Source organism: Acinetobacter kyonggiensis (genome assembly GCF_900107285.1).
Classification (GTDB): Bacteria; Pseudomonadota; Gammaproteobacteria; order Pseudomonadales; family Moraxellaceae; genus Acinetobacter; species Acinetobacter kyonggiensis.
Map to the genome: position 1 here is coordinate 1 of NZ_FNPK01000005.1, position 17,506 is coordinate 17,506.

Consider the following 17,506-nt stretch of genomic DNA (forward strand, 5'->3'; position numbering starts at 1 on the left):
GCATGTAGTTTTTTTAGATCGATGGGTGGTTCTGTTGGAGCTTTTGATTGATCGAAAGCTTGCGAGGAAGCTGAAATCAGTTGATTTTTCCAGTCGATAATTTGGTTTTGATGAACATCAAATTCAGCACTCAATTCAGCAAGTGTTTTTTCTGCTTTAATCGCAGCAAGTGCTACCTTAGCTTTAAAATCATTTGAATGATTTCTTCTTGGTCTACGTGCCATAAAATACTCCATATATTGATGTTTATAACATCATTTGGGGAGCAAAATATCACTTATAAGTGTTGTTCAAATTTCCTGATCCACCTCTCTTTTCTAACTTAGCCCAGAGAGATCACTGTCGTTACGTGTGGCTTTCGGGAGTAGACGTTACCAATCAATTGGTTCTAAGTATGGAAAAGTAAAGGCAGAAATCATAGTGTGGGTTGAGGCATTTATTATCGAATGCACAGTGTAATTGTCTATATGGTACCAAAACGTCGAGCACACTTATCTAGCTGAGTGAGCATATCAGCCGAAATTTTTGAATCGACAAATTTTGAAACAGTTCCATAGCTGTGCGACGCTCTAATACTTTTTAAGTTAACACTACATATCTGAATCTAATAATTTAAAATTAATAGGGGTATCATACCTAGTTTATATAATGAAACCTGGTATGCTATCTACTTGGAACTATTAAAAGTAATAGACATAGATGATTAAAGTTATTGACCTATTTGCAGGTCCTGGTGGCTTAGGCGAAGGATTTACGGCTTTCAAAACAGAAAATGGAAAGTTGCCATTTTCAATTATAGCTTCTGTAGAAAAAGAGGCGAGCGCACACAGAACACTAACTTTACGTTCTTTTTATAGAAAATTTAAAAAAAATTGTGTCCCTAATGAGTATTACCAATATATACAGGGAGAGATTACTAGAGAAACACTATTTTCTCTTTACCCAAAAGAAAGTGAGGCAGCATTAGAGGAGACACTTCAAGAACCCAAATCACTAGGTACAGACAATCTTGAAATTCATTCAACAATTAAGCAGCGACTTGGAAAGGAAGAGGAGTTTAGAGTTGTTATAGGTGGTCCCCCTTGTCAGGCGTATTCACTAGCTGGTAGAGCTAAAAATATGAATGATCAAAAATACAATGCAAAAGAAGATATTAGGAATTTTCTTTATAAAGAATACTTAAATATACTTTGTATTGTAAATCCTCAAGTTTTTGTTATGGAAAACGTTAAAGGAATTCTTTCTTCATCAATAGATGGAGAGAAATTATTTCCACGAATAATTAATGACTTACAAAACCCATCAAAAGCAATCAAAAATTTAGACGGTGCAAATTATAAAATTTACTCTTTAGTGAAACCTGCATTAGATCCGCTTAATCCATATTATAAAGATACTTCTGACTTTGTTATAAAATCGGAAGCGTATGGAATACCTCAATCTCGGCATAGAGTTATTCTATTAGGTGTCAGAGAGGATATAAAAAAAATACCATCGACATTAATCCCAACGGAACCAGTGAATATTGAACAAGTAATTGGTGATTTACCTCGCTTACGCAGTGGGCTATCAAAAAATGACGATACCACTGAGAACTGGAATGAAATAATTTCCGAATTTATTAAATCAATGCCTAAACAGTTAAGCCAATTAAAATTCAATGATGTAGCACAGAGAGTTACAGGCTTTAAATCTAAACAATTGCTAAATCTAACTCGTGGGGCTCTAGTCTATAAAGACGGTAAGCTTAAAAAGTCAAAGCTCCCAAAAACTTTGCATGATTGGGTTTTAGACCCTAAATTAAAAAGCATTTTAAATCACGAAACTCGAGGTCATATAGTCGAAGACCTAAGGCGTTATCTCTTCTGTACAGCATTTGCGCAGGAATACTCTGAAAGGGAAAATCCGAATCCGAAATCACATGAGTTTCCAGATTTTTTAGCACCAGACCATAAAAACTGGAAATCTGGTAAATTTACAGACCGATTCAGAGTTCAAGCAAAAGGGAAATATGCAACGACAATTACCTGTCATATTTCTAAGGATGGTCATTATTTCATTCACTATGACCCGTTGCAATGTAGAAGCATTACGGTACGTGAGGCAGCTCGGATTCAAACATTTCCTGATAATTATTTTTTTGAGGGTAATAGAACTCAACAGTATGTTCAAGTTGGTAATGCGGTTCCTTCATACCTTGCAAATCAAATATCAAAAATTGTTTATGAGTTATTCACCTAAGATAAATGGTAAAACGTTATCAACAAACTAAATATACCCATCAGAAATTAATTGCTCTTGAATTTTCCGAATCAATAAGCATTGTTTTTCTGAGGGTATTTTTAAGGGTATTTGTATAGCAACTTTTAACAGATCTAGTTCTTTTGGATTGAGGAGATTATTTTTAATAGCCCAATCTCGCATACGAGTCCATTCACTACCATCTACAGCTATTACTGCAATCTGTGCAGTAATACTATTATCTTGTTTTTGATTTTCACTAGCTTTTTTTGATTCATTCATCAACTCACGAATGTCTTGCAGTGAATTCAGCATCTCAGTAGATAGAGGAATTTCAAATTCTTTTACACTGTCCCAACAAAGCTGCATCTTCGCCCATTCCGTAACGTTGTCTTTTGGGCGATCCTCGTCAGTTAAAAGATCCAACACATGCTTGGCGATAATTGTAATTTGATCTTGCACGACAGTAGATACGGATTGTTTATCCCATATTGCACGCAAATCCATTTGTTTACCAAGTGCTTGCTCTGAAATCATATTATGCAATTTGGCAAGTGTATAAGTAACAATATTTGCTCGATAACCTCCCTGATACCAGTCTTGATTACTAATCAGAGCCTCAGTTTTACGAAATAATATGGCTAAAGCTACATTATTTTTGAAATACTCTTCATTAAATAGTGATTCATCGCTTGTCCAATTCTTGGTAACTAATTCTGAAAAGTACATAAAGCTCTTTTGAGCACCCAAACTAACTTTATGCGGAAACTCTTTCCAAGTATTTTGGATTTTCGCTATATCTGTTTTGGTAAGCATTTGTGCACGAGGGTTCTGAATTAAAAACTGCCGTTTCTGGGCTGGAGTTAATTTAGCCTGTTCATTTAGAAATTGTCCCCTTGCACGCTCATAGAACCAATGTGTTCCATATTGTGTTCCCATTGCTGGGGGCGTGAATATTCTGCGAGAGAATTCTTCCAATCGAATATGAAATGGGTGGTTGGCGAAGAAGTCGGCATCGCTTACTTTGTTTTGACTATTAGAATAACGAGCAATCGCTGGTATTAGCTCTCCAGCCTTTTCAGAAGGCAAGACGGAAAGCTTCATCTGGACCATTACTAAAGATAAGTCCACTGCATCTTTTTTCCCTGTTGTTCCTCTTGCTGCAATAGCTAATGATGCAGTGGTTTGACCTCCATTAACAATTTGAAGATTTTTAGCACTGACAATTTTAAGACCAGCTTCACTCTGTTCAATCACAACATCCTCTGCCGTGGCTGCAATACCGTTATTGTATGCAAAGAACATTTCTGGCTGATTACGAATGGTTACCTGAATTTTGGCGTTGACCTTACCCTTGATACTAAGGAAAGTTCGAACATTACCTTCTAATAATCTGCTACCATATGTCTCGTAGACTTGAGCTAAACTTGCCCCAGGAATCATGCATAGATATGCTTGATAATCGCCCTTTGATTCCGCTGCCTTTAGGCAGGGAAGCCCTCCACCAAACTCATTGAAATCAACAATTAGCTCATCGCGGCCTGTTGCTGAAATGTACGCTGTATGAAGTCGCGCCACATCCCAAATGTGAAACTCAGTTCCAACTCCATTCAAATGTTCTTCAGGCCAATCTTTGGCTCTGCTTTTTAGTAATCCGTCACTAACAAGGTAGAAGCGGTACTTTGTGATTTTTGCTTGCCAATCCATTAGGTCACATGCAAAACCATGCGCTGGCTGGCTCTCTTCAATAGACCCATCTGAAAGCTTACCCTTGAGAGCCTCCTCAACAAAGGCTCGTAACATTCCAAAAGCTTTCATAGCATCAGCAGTATTAAAAGAAGGTACATCATCATCATTAGAGTAATCTACTATTAACAACGCAAGGCTGTTGTCAGCTTCATCGAAAGAGTAACCATCTAATTTCAAGTTTTTTTTCCCGATAACACCCTCAAATCTACAAACTACAAAATCTACAAATTCTTCTGCATCAGAAAGCCGTTCCCCTACATCCTCAACAAAACCTACGCGATTGAAATCAAGATTTGATTCTGCGCGCACCCTTACATTTTCTAGTAAATCCTTTCTGAATTCTTCAAGAGTCATTTTGCTTAGCTCAAATATTGTTGGTTGTGTTTATTAAATATTTTTCACAGTCTGATATGTTTATCTCATATCTAACCTTGCTTACACCAGTTGCTATTATTGCGCTAGTTATACAAGGGAATCCTTCTGTAACCTCATAAGTAGATGTATCACCAACTCGATACATGAACTCATCATATTCACTTCTGGGCGAATAACCCGTATGACTTAATCTTTCTTCAAATAAATCAGAAGCTACAATGTCATCCCATAGCATTGATCGTATTTTTTCAACCAAGCTATTTATAGAATATGAATTTACTTCATTCAAAGTTAATGCTTCGATAAGCTCAATTACTACTAAGTAAATTGGTGATTTAGAAACTTGAAGTTGAAACTCTGAGGAAATTAAAATCTTAATAGCTGAAGGTCTAATAGTCTTTATTTCCCAACAGCACTCATCAGCTTGAAAATCTTGAGGGGCATCAAACGGACCAACCCAAGACTTTAATGCACTATTCACGCCTAACTTATCAAATAATTTTTGTAAAAAAAGTAACTCTCCGTACAAACCTCTTATTTCTCTCTCACTTAATAAATTCAATGTTTCACGTTCAAGCAATAACCGCCAGTACGTCAGGCGGCGTAAAACAGAAGCCAAAGCTTCATCTTCACTTATGAAATTTTTATTTGAGAAGTTAATTAGATCAGCACAAAGAAGTGAGAACATTGGTTCTAAAAGGGGGCTATCCAATGTCAAAACTAAAGCCCAACTCTCATCGTCTCGAAAATAGGATTTAATTTTGATAGCTCTCATACTTTTAATTTTTGGAGGACATGAGCCCACTACAAGCATCAATACTCTATAATTCTCTACACTTTTACCTATGTAAAACCTTAAAGGATGAGTGCTATCGAACAATTGAAATACTGATTCATCCGAGCCTAGTGGAAGTTTGCTCCATCTGTTAGATAGATCTTCATGCATAGAGTTCTTCCTCGTCTACATCTTCATCATCTACATTATCAATTTCGTTCGGTATTAAGTTACGAAGTTCAACTAGGTTAATTCGATAAGTAAAATTTTCCCCACCGTTTTTTAGCGCAGGAAATACGAGAGCTACTGCAACCATAAATTTACATTTATCTGGGAGCTCCACATAATTATTATTATCTTTGTCCTCGGGTTTTAATAAATATAACAGAAGCAATGGCTTTTGGCGTTCTTGACGATAGGCCTTTCCAGGTACTGATTTTTTTTCTTTATTTTCGGGTTTATTCCTGAAATTATCTTCAGCAATTTTAATGACAGGTTCAGATAAGCCTATTTTTTCATGTGAGGCATCACCAAGTCGTCGCTTGTTGCCGCCTACCAAATATGATCTTGATTCAGAATCTAATGTTACTTTGCGTCTAAGCGCTTTCGTAGGAAGACCTTGAACCAAATCTTCTGAGTCGAGCTCTCCATTCGGAAATGCTATATCCCAGTTGTCAAGAATACTATCTTTAGAATTTTTTAAGAAACGTGCTATTATAGCCGATGGGAACCTAGTGTCCAATGGATGGGATGAATATGAGTCAAGGAAATCAACAACAATTTCTTTGGGGATAGATTTCCAAAGGGGACAGCTTGCATCAACACGTTTTTCAGTACACGAATCAACCAATTCCTGAGCTAGTTGCTCTGTTTTTACATAATTTCCCAGAAGAACGTCTGACTCAGATGATAGTCGAGTCGCTTCTTTTAGTTCATTGTTTAAGTTGATTGATCCAGTTATTACTTCAGAATCACGCATTTTATTTCTTGCGGTAATTAGGAGCGCTTCAGGATGGGCGCGGATTCTCAATCCAACATCGACTGGTTTTAATCTGGAGTTTTGCATTTGCCGAATTGAATCTCTAAGTTCATCAGATGCAACTGAAATATAAGAGTACCAATCACTAGATGCATCAGAAATCCATATTCTAAATAAATCTTCATAGCCTTTGCGGTACCCAAACCATCGCCCCATTTGCAACAAGGCATCATACATTTGTGTTCTGCGATAAAAATAACTAACACAAAGTCCCTCTAATGTTATTCCCCTAGCTAGACTATTACCTCCAACGGCAATAGTTCTTAGCCCATTTTCTTTGTAAAGTGAGTAATCTAGACTAGCTGAACCTGATTTCTGGTTTACTGTGCACAGCTGAACTGGTAGAGATGAAGAAGCCAGAACTGATTTAATTTCAGCCCAAGTTGTTCCAGAGCTTAAATACTCCGTTTCAAACAAATGGTGTAAATCTGACATTGTTGAGTTTTTTTGAGAATCAATATCTTCAAGCATAGAGTAGTGACGAATGTCTTCCTGCATTCTGCGCAAAACTCCATCGAGGATGTCAGCTATTTGGTTTTGAATATTTGTATAGTGACTAACGTTGACCAGCATTGATCTATGTTTTTGTGAGTTGTTTCGCAAGTCCATAATTGCGTTAACTAAAAGAAAACACTGTACTGCAGTTATTAATGACTTTGGTATCTCACTTACAATACTGTCATTTTTTAATTTTGCGATGTCAGAAGTTGTTGTGTTGTCATCTTTGCTGATTTCGCCGAAGATATGTTCTGCGTCATTGATAGAAATTAGATGCTTTGGATCGGCCTTGTCGCCAAAAATTTTACTGGCTCCAAAATAGTTTGTAGGAGCATCAAGGGTATAAATGAAATCTCTAGGAAATAGATCATCACCTAGCATATCGCTTGTTGTTTCAGGATTAATGAATACATTTGCGAATGGAGTTGCTGTGAATCCGATATAACTCGAACGAGGGAATACTTTTAATAAATTCCTAATACTTGAATTAATAGCTGTAGCTTTTTTCGGATTGGTGTTAACAGAGGCGTTGTCTGCTTCATCATCGATCAACAATAGAGGTAAATTTATTTTACCTGCATTATTGGCATTGTAAGTAATTAGCCAGTTCGTAAGATTTTCTAAAACTTTTTTATTTTTCTTAACAACCAATAAAACAGGCTCGCTATAGTTTTTTAGTTTAAATCCTAATTGGTTTGCTGTAGTTTCTTTGAAGTCGGACATCGTAGATGTGAAAACGCCCGCACCCTTATCTGGATTAATAAGACCAACGCCAACTAGTCTCCGTTGAAGCGTGCGATTTACGATACCTGCACTTTCCAATCCGACAAAACCAGAGTCTAATCGCTCCTGTGTCTGACGCCGTAAACTTTCTAGAGTACCTGTAAGTAAAATTACAAGCTTATATCCTGAGTCTGCGGCTTTACATATTAATCCAGTATAGTTAGAGGTTTTACCTGATTGTACATCACCCATTACCATTCCGCGCTTAGACCATCCTGATTCATTGAATGGATCACCCACTCGATCCAAAATTTCATCTGTAACCTTATCAAGGGAATCTACTACTTTGTGTGGCCATCCTTGACGAAGCAGATCTGTTTTGTAGCGACCCCAGTAAAATGGATCGATTTCGGATTTTCGTGCCGAAAGCCAAGGATCTGAATTGTCTTCAACACAGCTACCCAACTCCATATAGATAGTTAAGCTTTCGTGAAGACGTTTAATGATTTGATCATACTCTTCATTTTCAACTGAGAATGCTGGAATATGACGTAAATCACTCGCCATTTTTGAAATGTCTTCTTCAGTTGGAATATTGCTATTAAAGCATCCGCGAATAGTCTGTTCTAATCTAAGAGCATTCTCTGATAGTTTTATTGCTTTTTTACTCTTCATTTTTTTCTAATTCCTTTACAATTTTTCTCGTAATTTCAGTGTTTTGATTAAATGGTTCTATTAAATGAAGACTTGCCAAGAAGCTCAGTCGTAATTCTGCATTCATTTTCGTTGTGTCTAATATACTTATAACCATCTCTCGTAGTCGACTCTCTACGTTTTCTTCATTTGGAGTTGCTCGAACGTCTGAAGCCATTCTTGAATACAGAGCTTCTGAAGGGAAGGAGCTTTCAATTGTGTTTAATACGCTTTCAAACGAACCCTTTTGATCTTTTGGTAGCGTATCTGCAAAGATTTTAATTAATGGGTGATCTCTATTAATATCAAAACGCACCCCATCTCTATTAAGAACCTCATGCCAACCCGTTGTTATTTCCCCTTTTGGTACGTTCCGTCCACGAAAAATTATAGTTCGACCACTTACTTGTCTTATCCGATCTATAGTTCTTCGTAAATTAGTGCGTACAGTTTCTGGAGGAAATGCCGCAGATTTTTTTACATCTAATGTCCATAAATGATCGAGTGTATTGGGTATATCGACACGAACACGAGCTAATTTACTGAGTTCATCTTTTCTAGCAAGACGAAACCAAGTTCCCCATATTATCAATCGACGGTTACGATAGATGTAAAAACCTTGCAAACTACGTAAGCCTAAATTCCCACCTGCTTGATTAACTGCAGACTGACTAAGCTTACTCACATGCGGAAGAATATATGGTTTCACAACAACTTTATGGCCTTCAACCTTAAAGCTATCTTCATCAAGATGCTGTGTAGCCGTATGATCAGATAGGAAGGGATTGATAGAGGGTAGAGCAAGGTTGTTCATGGAAATTGAAATGCGGGAGCGACCAGGTTCAGGGCTTATAAATCTATGGAAAACTAATGCTAAATGGTTTCTAGCAATATCCATTTGCTCTCCTATAGCAGATACTAGAGAACTTTCACCTGCCGCCAATCGGTCAAGTTGCTGCCAATGGACAATTGTCCCAGCTCCCCATTCCTGTAAGTCCGCTACATTAGGTATTGAGGAGATTTCATGTTCGTTAAGCTCTAACATGACCCAAGCCTTTTTCTCCAAAATGACATCTAGATCCCAGCAAAAAGCCGTAAGACTGCCATCCTTCGTTAATGAAACAACAGTCATTTTCCTACATTGAGAAAGAGAAGATGTTTTTAGTCCCAGACCATAGCGCCCAAGATCATCAAGCGCTCGAACGTCTCGAGGATTAGTACTTCCATGACGCATAGCATCCATCAAGACTTCTCTAGACATTCCGATCCCATTATCGACAATCGCAATGTAGGGATCATCATCGTAAGGTCGATATTCTATCTTAATCTGTTTTGCCTTAGCGGAAATGCTGTTATCTATCAAATCAGCAAGTGCTGACTCTAAGGAGTAACCTATAGATCTCATGGACTCTAGCAAAGAAGGTGCGTGGGGTGGGTTTTCTATTTCTTTCATGACTACTCTTAGTTTTATATATTTATATTTAAGTTATTCCTTAAATATATGACAAACTTCTATTTTTAATAGTATTACATACCCCAACTTCTATGTGCATAGCTATAAAGCATTAAATATATTAGAACTTTTTCATAACTCACTTTTTGTTCAATTCAAGATTGTAGATTCCAGCGATTAAACTGAATCTCAAACCAAGTCTTTTCCTTCTATTTCGATAACGCTCAGCAAGGATTTTAAAGCTCTTCAAACTACTAAATACATGCTCAATACTAAGACAATACGGATTGAATATTTACTTATTTTATAGCTACTCTTTATTCAGAAATCATTTATCCTAATTGAAGCAAAATCATTCTAAAAAGGTTCTGAAATGAGTGATAATCGAAAAAATTACCCTAACGAAGAAGTTAAAGAACTACAAGTGGTTTATCAATCAGCTAAAATTTTTAAAGAGATTATTAAGGAAGAAGAGATTTTTGAAGAAATCGAAGCTAAATTATTAGAACAGTGGGATAAGAAGGTAGCATTACAAAGCAGAATTTTTGAACTTGAAGATGAATACAAAGAAGCTAAAGAGGTACTCGATGGCTGGAACAATAAAAGTAATCCACTTTATGAAAAATATAAAAACTGTATGGAAAGTTTAGTTACGAGAATTGATATATTGAAAAAACAGTTATCAGAAATGGCTTAATATTTTTACTAAGCCAAAATATACTGCTAAAAGATAGAGTTAAATTGATATATTTTCTTTTGAATATTTCAATTTTAAAATATCTTCTTTTCTAAAAAGTCGGATCTTACTTTCAGTTTTACCAAAATAGAAAGGTTTTACAACGCCTTGGTTTTGTAAGTTAGTGATATGAGAATGGCGCATACCTAAAATAGAACTAGCTTCAGCGCCAGTAAGAAACTCCTCTTTCAATTTTAAAACCTTAATTAGTTCATGTTTATGGATAATTTTCCAATAAACAAGATCTTCAATGTTTGAATAGCCACCAAAATTCTAGACACACATAACCATCTTTTGATGGACCTTTTCATAATCTAATGGAGAACGCTGACCATTGGAACCATGTCTGCGTTTTGAATTGTAGAACATCTCAATATATTCAAAGATATCTGACCTTGCTTCAGTTCTAGTTATATAGATTTTCTTCTTGATCCTCTCTCGCTTTAACAGCTGAAAGAAGCTCTCAGCAACAGCATTATCATGGCAATTGCCTCTACGACTCATACTACTTTCAAGATTATGGTGCTTGAGAAATGTCTGCCATTCATAGCTAGTGTATTGGCTACCTTGGTCAGAATGAATCAACACCTTGTTCTTTGGTTTTCTTCGCCATAAAGCCATCAATAACGCATCTAAAACTAGATCTGTTGTGATTCTAGATTTCATGGACCAGCCAACAACAAGACGTGAAAACAAGTCAATTACAACTGCAAGATACAACCATCCCTCGTGAGTACGAATATAAGTAATATCAGTCACCCACAGTTGGTTGGGATGAATTGGGTTGAACTCGCGATTTAAAGTATTTGCAGCAACAATCGATGGAGTACCGGTATGAGCTCTAGGTTTGCGATAGCCACGCTGTGACTTAAGACCATTAGTTTTCATAAGCCGATATACTCGGTTGATCCCGCAACTTTCACCAATATCTTTCAAATCACAGTGAATCTTGCGATAGCCGTAGACTCCACCAGATTCTAGCCAGAACTGTTTAATCAATCCTGAAAGCTGTTGCCGTTTCTTTGCAGTTTTACTAGTAGGTTGCTTTAGCCAAGCGTAATAACCACTGTGATGAACATCTAGAGTTGAACATAATCGACGGACAGGCCATATGTGCTGATTGTCCTGAATAAAGGCGTACCTCATTTGGACTGGCTTGCGAAGTACACCGCGGCCTTTTTTAATATGTCCCTTTCTTCAGTGACTCGTTGTAGTTCTTTTTTTAACTTTGCCAATTCTGCAAGTGGATCATCAGATTCTGTGATTTTAGGCTGTTTAGGATCATAGCGTTTAATCCAGGCATACAGACTATGCATGGTTGTACCTAAATGTGTAGCAACTTCAGCCACGCTATGACCTTTTTCAGTAACTTGCTTTACTGCTTCAATTTTAAATTCTTCAGGATATCTTTTACTACTGCTCATAAACACCTCGTTAATTAGCCATTTTATCTAACTAAAAAGTGTCTACAAAATCGGTGGCTATTCAAAGTCAAATTTTTAGTTGCCTCAGGATAAATTGAGTCAGCTTGAATTAGATTACTTGTATTAAAAGGATCTTGAACATAGATCGTAGTTAAATCTAGTTGATCAACATAGATAGTGACTTTTTCTTTGAAAAGATAATTTAATGTGGCAAGGGCCTGAGATTTATACCTTAGACCTTTTAAGTTGATTTGCCCTTTGTTGATTTTATATCGAAAAACAGTCCGACATTTTCTTTCAATTTCTAGTTCAGGAATGGTTAAAACAGGAAATATTTTAGATGCTTCTCTCCACATTTTTTCAGGTCTTTGCTGTGTACCTGAATGAACTCTTTTATGATAAATATTCTCAATCCACTCGTTAACTAAATCTCTTAATGTATCTAGTGTATAACAAGCGTTTCCGACAGAGTCGTAATCTCCACGATGTAATGGTGATGAATATGTAGTACCTCTGAGTTTATGGATAATACTTTCATTAAGTGATTTAAAGAAACTTTCAACATGAGCCTTATCATCTGGGGAATAGGGTTGTGATTCTGATTTGGTAATATGGAAACTATTACAAAAATTGGCAAGCGCATTATTATTAAATTCACAACCATTGTCCGGAATTATTACGGTCGGAAGACCTCCTGTTAAACCGCGATGAGGTCTTATCAACATGCTTTTAAGAACTAATAATGTTTTTGTTGCAGAAGGGGGAAGCATACATAAGTGCCACCCGACGATTGCTCGTGTATAAACATCTATTGCGATACAAAGCTCTGGTCTACCGAGTGCATTACCATTTTTATCTAAAATGATGCAGTCAATTTCATGGGTATCCATTTCAACTATTGCGAGTAAACTTGGAGATATTAAGCTTCGACCCGAAGCTTTAAAAATTCGATTTGCTTTACGTTTTCCTTCTTTATTTTTGACCATGATATAAGGATCAAATTTATGAACGCGCCGATATATGGTACGCTCTGATGGTACTTTGGTATTTGTATTGAGTGCTCTGATTCGCTCTTTAATAATTAAATAAGCATCATTTGGGCTGAAATTTTCTCGTTCTTTTATAAAATTTAGAAGAACCTCATTAATAATTTTTTCAGCTTCGATTGAGAATCTAAAACTATTATTTCCACCAATTCCTTGATAAAAAAAATTAAATGCATTTGAGTTATCTCGATACTTTTTTATATACCTTGCTAGCGTACTTGCAGCTATTTTTCTTAGACTCGGATTTTCTTGAGTAATATTTATAATTGCAAAATTCAAATGCTTAATTGAGCATGGGATTTTGTTTGAAACAACATAGTCTATATACTGAAAAATTTCTTCAATCGTTAGCTTTTGATTTTTGTGCAATAGTGGAACGCTTAAAGTAGTTAATTTTATATCTCCATATAAAATTTTTTTCATTAAATCATCTTTTGTTATAAAATACATATTTCCACTTATAAAGTTGGAATAGCGAATTGTTTCCTGCTCGATATAAGTTATTTCAAAAATTTCATTAAGGTAGGTAAAGCGATCACCAATATTTAGATTAAAATTATTCTTCATATTTAAATCCCTAAAATTTTTTTATAAAAAATAAAATGATCAGCAATCATTGAACTTAAACTATTTGATTGCATTAAAAGGTATAGGTCTTCTCTACTCTTAAATTCTGCATGATTAATAATAATTTCTGCTTTATCTAAATCAAATTTATCTAATATTTTATAATTTGCGCGTTGGTAACTGATGTTTAAAAAGAGATAATCTTGTTTTGAAAGAAGGTTGTTACGATCAAAAGTCTTGAATTTAATACAATGATTTTTTAAAATATCCTCTGCTATTTTAAACCTTGAAAGATTTCTTTCTGAAATTGTTTTTAAATTCGGTTTTATTTCATGAACCTCATAGCCATTTAAAGTGCGAATAACAAAATCAGGAATAATATATTGTTTTTCAGTGATGAATATTTGAATGGCTTGCGTTCTGTACTCAAGAATATCGTCATTACGTTCTAAATTTATTGCATGAGCGAGTTCTAAATTACTTTCGAGACATATTAATCCTTTATTTTTAACGCTTGGAAATAGTGAAACACGACTTCCTATACGCGATTTTATTCTACGCTCACCAATAAATTTTGATGAAACATGTGTTTGTTTTCGAAAAGCATCTTCAAATTTTTCATGTAGGTTTTGATTAAGACGCTCTAATTTTTGTTCTAAATAGCTTGATTGCATCGCTGTTCTCACATTTTTTAGGATGAGATAAAGCTCTGAGCAATTTTGATTTTATTGCTCAAGGCTTGACGGAACATTGCAATCAAGAGATACTAAAAACGCCAATAGTTAGCTTTCTCTTGAATGCAAACGGGTAGAGCGGATTCTATGAATCCGCTTTATTTTTTCTTAAGTCATTTTTCTTTCTCCTCTGAAATTAATCCAAGTTCGATAGCAATTCTTTTGCTTTCACCACGTCGTGGTAAGCGATTTGTATTGAGAATTCTGTAAACTAAATCTCTTGAAAAATTATGTTTTAAGCTCCAGTCGGAAATCGTTATTCCGGCTTTCTCAAAATCATCTTTGATTTGCTGATTAGTCTTCATAGTAGTAATAAGAATAATTTGAACATTATCTTAAAATAGTTGTTTTTTTAGATTTTGCAAGAGTTTATTATATCGGATTATATTTTTTATTATGGATATAATTAATATTATTAAAACATTTTATTTATTTTAATAAATACATGATTCTATATTTTTAATAATATTAGATATAATTTTTTTCTTGTTATCTAGTTTGACTATAATATCTTGACTATTTTTTATATGATTTTTAAGGCAGAAGTTAATTTCAGGTAATTGCTTGCTGAGTTCTCTAGTTATTTGTATTTCAACATCTTTTTCAGCCTTCTCTTGTTTGAGTAGTCTTAACTCCTCAGTTAATATCTTTGTGGCTTTTTCTTGACAATGATTAACCCTAAAGTCAGTTAATTTATCTGTTTCTGAATAATAAAAGATACCAGATTCATCATATTGTTTCTTAATATACCCAAATTTCTCTAATTGCCTAATAAGAGAATAGGTTTGCCATTTTGTTGTTTGAGAAGGCTCGTCAAACCGCATCCAAAGATCTTTAGGCTTAGACCATGTTATCAGTACATCGTTTTCAACCAATAAAAGAAATTGTTCTTTAAGAATATGTTTGATTTCGTTCATCTAAGTCACTTGATATATTATTGAGGATTATAATCCTCTAATTATGCATTATATCTAAAACAACATTTGCAGTTAAGCATTCACATAAATTTATGTGAGCATTTGTTTGTTATCTAAGCATTAGAAAAGTTTTTTATTGATAGTATTTTTAATTGTGGGCTGAACTATCACATTGAAATTCATAAAATAATATTTAGTGCCATATGTCTAAGCTAGCAGTGGGTTTACAAGAGTCTAAGATAAAGTGGACATTAAATGTGGTTATAGTGAATTTAAGCTGGATATAATGTCTTTTTTGCTGGATTTTACTGAGAATTATATGAAGAAATCGTCAAGTCTTTTTATGATCGATGGCGTTGCTGAGTTAATGCAGTGTGTTGGTGAGAATATTAAAATTGCTCGAGTTCGTAGACGTATCACGATCCAAGAATTAGCGAATCGTGTGCATGTAGATGAACGCACGATTAGTCGAATGGAAAAGGGCGATCCAAGTATAAGTTTCAAAAATTTAGTGACGGTTCTAATTTCACTGAATATAGCAGATTCTATAGCGGAACTAGCCCATCCAGATCATGATGAAGTTGGTAAGGCTTTAGATATTCAAAAGTATCCTAAAAGAGTACGAAGTCTTGATAAGTTAAGTGATGATTTTTAGGTGTGATGGTGTCGAATGATTCAAATTACCTTACTTTATTTTTTTAAGGGCTTGATACAAGAATAAATTAAATCGTAAAAAATATAAATTCTACAATTTAAGCTTTCATGTGCTGAAAGTTTTAAATTGGATTCATATGAGGATTATAAGCCGTGGATACTTAGTCCTCAAAAATGAATAGTTCTATTCTTTATGGGAATAAAACTTATGAACGATTTAGCACAAAAAATTGGACAAGCAATTAGGGTGTGTAGAACTGAACAAAAGATTACCCAAGAAAAATTAGCCTTACTTTGCAATATAGACCGTAGTTATCTTGGTCGAATTGAACGTGGTGAAGTGAATATTACTGTTCATAAACTTTATGAAATTGCACATATCCTTGAAGTTGAACCACATGTTATTTTGCCGAAAGATTAAATAAGTGATGGTTCTTTCTTTTAAATCATTGATCCCATAAATTAAGCATATTTATCTGGGTAGTGTAACTGGTATAGCCTCAATCATCAGAGAGCATTTATAATTAGATTATCCCAATTTCAAGGCTCGGCAGGATATGTACGAGTTTTCATGTTTTTATATTCTTGTTTTTCTTAAATTTTGAAATGAAATCTTCTAATCTTTCATTTATTTTTATCTATTTGCGCAACATCCTGTAGTTGTTTTACTTTTGATATATCTAATCGTTTGATCTGGCTTAGCAATGCTAAATATTCAGGCGATTTCAAAGCATTTTTAGTATCTTGACGCAAATCATCAATTTCTTGACGTGTCATTTGATAGTCATCTGGGAATTTAGTCATAAAAACAACTCCAAATTTAAAACATTATAAGTTCAATTAATTTAATTTGAGGATTATAATCCTCTTTTTGTGTTAGTCTTACTACATTCAATAATATTAAAAATACCTGATTTTATATATAGTCGGAATTATCTAAATGAAAAATATAGATTTATTTATTGTTTTGAGCTTGTGTTTACCATTTGTAGGATGTGTAACAGCGAACTCGATTAAGCCTAGTGATGTAAAAGCTTATAAAACACCAAATGATTTAATCGCTGCTAAGTCGCTGAACGGTAAAGGTGGAAATGGTAAAGAGTACTTATTTGAAGCTTCTGTACCTGATGCTTTAATTCCTTATGTCTATATGAGTAACTTCTGTGCTACTCAAGATGGTCGTTTCTTTCAAGTGTCTAAGAGTCTATTTCGCTATTTAAGGGGTACACATATACCTGCTTTGAATAATCAACGCCTCATTTCAGCAACAGGCACATTTACATGTGCATCAAAAGCACCATGGAATGTATCTATTGAACCTGTCTTATCTCGTATTGGTGGAATGGGACAACCCTTAAACTTTGTAACCCTTAAAACAGCTGTTATTTCTGATAATGAAGTACACAGCAATTTCACTGTATATCAGTCGCAAAAGAATATTGAAGAAAATAATAAAAAACTAGCTATTGAAAAACACAAACTTGAACAACAGCGATTAAAAAATGACTATGAAAGAAATTTAGTGATTAATGCTCCTAAATCTAAGGATATTGGTCAAACGATTTGTAAAAATGCAGAATTGTTTGAATTTACTGGGACTATCGTTCTCGGGCAAGCAACTTATCATCAAGTTGATGGCATAGTTATAGCTAGTTTTGAAGGTTTTTCAAATGATCATGCTAATTTGAAAATTAATATGAAGGGCTGGCTGAATAACTTCAATCAAATATCATCAGGACCTAATGTTCTATATAAACAGACTCCTTTAGAGTCGGGTAGAGTGATTTGGGACAGCAAGCAAGGTTGGTATAAGTGTGACTACTAAATATTAACTTGAATTTTATCTGGGCATATACATCTTTGAACTGAAAATTATTTAATA

General features: G+C 34.8%; 17 protein-coding genes and 1 pseudogene. 5 read left to right on the forward strand and 13 right to left on the reverse strand.

The genetic code is table 11. The features are described from left to right. The coding region (locus tag BLV99_RS05325) for a transposase (RefSeq protein ID WP_131725231.1) at positions 1 to 236 on the reverse strand (236 nt) is incomplete at its 3' end. Between the two features lie 463 nt (positions 237 to 699). Here BLV99_RS05325 and BLV99_RS05330 point away from each other — a divergent pair. Next, on the forward strand, positions 700 to 2,241 hold the full coding sequence (locus tag BLV99_RS05330) for a DNA cytosine methyltransferase (protein WP_092688446.1): 1,542 nt from the start codon (positions 700 to 702) through the stop codon (positions 2,239 to 2,241). 27 nt (positions 2,242 to 2,268) lie between these two features. Here BLV99_RS05330 and BLV99_RS05335 read toward each other — a convergent pair whose 3' ends face one another. The 5 genes and pseudogenes from BLV99_RS05335 to BLV99_RS18020 form a co-directional block, all read right to left on the reverse strand. Then, positions 2,269 to 4,344, reverse strand: a complete 2,076-nt coding sequence (locus tag BLV99_RS05335; RefSeq protein WP_092688449.1) for an AIPR family protein — start codon at positions 4,342 to 4,344, stop codon at positions 2,269 to 2,271. Between the two features lie 10 nt (positions 4,345 to 4,354). After that, a complete protein-coding gene (locus tag BLV99_RS05340) occupies positions 4,355 to 5,311 on the reverse strand; it encodes a PD-(D/E)XK motif protein (RefSeq protein WP_092688452.1) in 957 nt (318 codons plus the stop codon). Beyond that, positions 5,304 to 8,075 (reverse strand): Z1 domain-containing protein, encoded by a 2,772-nt coding sequence (locus tag BLV99_RS05345; protein WP_092688455.1) that lies wholly within the window; start codon positions 8,073 to 8,075, stop codon positions 5,304 to 5,306. Before BLV99_RS05345 ends, BLV99_RS05340 begins: the two co-directional genes overlap by 8 nt. Further along, positions 8,065 to 9,546, reverse strand: a complete 1,482-nt coding sequence (locus BLV99_RS05350; RefSeq protein WP_092688458.1) for an ATP-binding protein — start codon at positions 9,544 to 9,546, stop codon at positions 8,065 to 8,067. Before BLV99_RS05350 ends, BLV99_RS05345 begins: the two co-directional genes overlap by 11 nt. 139 nt (positions 9,547 to 9,685) lie before the next feature. Further along, a pseudogene (locus BLV99_RS18020) lies at positions 9,686 to 9,796 on the reverse strand (IS5/IS1182 family transposase); the annotation flags it as partial. 123 nt (positions 9,797 to 9,919) lie between these two features. Here BLV99_RS18020 and BLV99_RS05355 point away from each other — a divergent pair. Beyond that, positions 9,920 to 10,243: a hypothetical protein gene (locus BLV99_RS05355; protein ID WP_092688461.1), complete on the forward strand. Its 324-nt coding sequence runs from the start codon at positions 9,920 to 9,922 to the stop codon at positions 10,241 to 10,243. Positions 10,244 to 10,282: 39 nt separating this feature from the next. Here BLV99_RS05355 and BLV99_RS05360 read toward each other — a convergent pair whose 3' ends face one another. The 6 genes from BLV99_RS05360 to BLV99_RS05385 all read right to left on the reverse strand — a co-directional run bounded on the left by BLV99_RS05360 (position 10,283) and on the right by BLV99_RS05385 (position 14,970). Further along, on the reverse strand, positions 10,283 to 10,474 hold the full coding sequence (locus BLV99_RS05360; RefSeq protein ID WP_213030959.1) for a hypothetical protein: 192 nt from the start codon (positions 10,472 to 10,474) through the stop codon (positions 10,283 to 10,285). Between the two features lie 81 nt (positions 10,475 to 10,555). Next, positions 10,556 to 11,706, reverse strand: a protein-coding gene (locus BLV99_RS05365; protein ID WP_092688464.1) for an IS3 family transposase whose coding sequence is annotated in 2 segments (ribosomal slippage) — positions 10,556 to 11,466 and positions 11,466 to 11,706 — 1,152 coding nt in all. Because the reading frame shifts where the segments join, the coding sequence is not laid out codon by codon here. 23 nt (positions 11,707 to 11,729) lie between these two features. Beyond that, positions 11,730 to 13,319 (reverse strand): Mu transposase C-terminal domain-containing protein, encoded by a 1,590-nt coding sequence (locus tag BLV99_RS05370; RefSeq protein WP_244516280.1) that lies wholly within the window; start codon positions 13,317 to 13,319, stop codon positions 11,730 to 11,732. 2 nt (positions 13,320 to 13,321) lie between these two features. Beyond that, the gene (locus BLV99_RS05375) at positions 13,322 to 13,993 is read right to left on the reverse strand and encodes a TnsA endonuclease N-terminal domain-containing protein (RefSeq protein WP_092688467.1); all 672 of its coding nucleotides are present in this window, start codon (positions 13,991 to 13,993) and stop codon (positions 13,322 to 13,324) included. A 173-nt stretch (positions 13,994 to 14,166) separates the two neighbouring features. Then, positions 14,167 to 14,358, reverse strand: a complete 192-nt coding sequence (locus BLV99_RS05380; RefSeq protein WP_092688470.1) for a helix-turn-helix domain-containing protein — start codon at positions 14,356 to 14,358, stop codon at positions 14,167 to 14,169. A 129-nt stretch (positions 14,359 to 14,487) separates the two neighbouring features. After that, entirely contained in the window at positions 14,488 to 14,970 is a 483-nt protein-coding gene (locus BLV99_RS05385) for a hypothetical protein (protein WP_092688473.1), read from the reverse strand. A gap of 286 nt (positions 14,971 to 15,256) precedes the next feature. Between BLV99_RS05385 and BLV99_RS05390 the strand changes: the two genes are divergently transcribed. Together BLV99_RS05390 and BLV99_RS05395 are read left to right on the forward strand one after the other, a co-directional pair. Beyond that, on the forward strand, positions 15,257 to 15,625 hold the full coding sequence (locus BLV99_RS05390) for a helix-turn-helix domain-containing protein (protein WP_244516281.1): 369 nt from the start codon (positions 15,257 to 15,259) through the stop codon (positions 15,623 to 15,625). A 207-nt stretch (positions 15,626 to 15,832) separates the two neighbouring features. After that, entirely contained in the window at positions 15,833 to 16,045 is a 213-nt protein-coding gene (locus BLV99_RS05395) for a helix-turn-helix domain-containing protein (protein ID WP_092688477.1), read from the forward strand. Between the two features lie 203 nt (positions 16,046 to 16,248). Here BLV99_RS05395 and BLV99_RS05400 read toward each other — a convergent pair whose 3' ends face one another. Next, positions 16,249 to 16,428 carry a hypothetical protein gene (locus BLV99_RS05400; protein ID WP_092688480.1) on the reverse strand — a complete coding sequence of 60 codons (180 nt, stop codon included), beginning with the start codon at positions 16,426 to 16,428 and terminating at the stop codon, positions 16,249 to 16,251. A gap of 136 nt (positions 16,429 to 16,564) precedes the next feature. Between BLV99_RS05400 and BLV99_RS05405 the strand changes: the two genes are divergently transcribed. Beyond that, positions 16,565 to 17,449 (forward strand): hypothetical protein, encoded by an 885-nt coding sequence (locus tag BLV99_RS05405; protein ID WP_092688483.1) that lies wholly within the window; start codon positions 16,565 to 16,567, stop codon positions 17,447 to 17,449. The last annotated feature ends 57 nt before the right edge of the window (positions 17,450 to 17,506 follow it).

Bases quoted from the DNA above. Each gene is read 5' to 3' on its own strand.
- BLV99_RS05330 (WP_092688446.1), top strand. From the start codon at position 700: ATGATTAAAGTTATTGACCTATTTGCAGGTCCTGGTGGCTTAGGCGAA.
- BLV99_RS05335 (WP_092688449.1), bottom strand. From the start codon at position 4,344: ATGACTCTTGAAGAATTCAGAAAGGATTTACTAGAAAATGTAAGGGTG.
- BLV99_RS05340 (WP_092688452.1), bottom strand. From the start codon at position 5,311: ATGCATGAAGATCTATCTAACAGATGGAGCAAACTTCCACTAGGCTCG.
- BLV99_RS05345 (WP_092688455.1), bottom strand. From the start codon at position 8,075: ATGAAGAGTAAAAAAGCAATAAAACTATCAGAGAATGCTCTTAGATTA.
- BLV99_RS05350 (WP_092688458.1), bottom strand. From the start codon at position 9,546: ATGAAAGAAATAGAAAACCCACCCCACGCACCTTCTTTGCTAGAGTCC.
- BLV99_RS05355 (WP_092688461.1), top strand. From the start codon at position 9,920: ATGAGTGATAATCGAAAAAATTACCCTAACGAAGAAGTTAAAGAACTA.
- BLV99_RS05370 (WP_244516280.1), bottom strand. From the start codon at position 13,319: ATGAAGAATAATTTTAATCTAAATATTGGTGATCGCTTTACCTACCTT.
- BLV99_RS05375 (WP_092688467.1), bottom strand. From the start codon at position 13,993: ATGCAATCAAGCTATTTAGAACAAAAATTAGAGCGTCTTAATCAAAAC.
- BLV99_RS05380 (WP_092688470.1), bottom strand. From the start codon at position 14,358: ATGAAGACTAATCAGCAAATCAAAGATGATTTTGAGAAAGCCGGAATA.
- BLV99_RS05385 (WP_092688473.1), bottom strand. From the start codon at position 14,970: ATGAACGAAATCAAACATATTCTTAAAGAACAATTTCTTTTATTGGTT.
- BLV99_RS05390 (WP_244516281.1), top strand. From the start codon at position 15,257: ATGTCTTTTTTGCTGGATTTTACTGAGAATTATATGAAGAAATCGTCA.
- BLV99_RS05395 (WP_092688477.1), top strand. From the start codon at position 15,833: ATGAACGATTTAGCACAAAAAATTGGACAAGCAATTAGGGTGTGTAGA.
- BLV99_RS05400 (WP_092688480.1), bottom strand. From the start codon at position 16,428: ATGACTAAATTCCCAGATGACTATCAAATGACACGTCAAGAAATTGAT.
- BLV99_RS05405 (WP_092688483.1), top strand. From the start codon at position 16,565: ATGAAAAATATAGATTTATTTATTGTTTTGAGCTTGTGTTTACCATTT.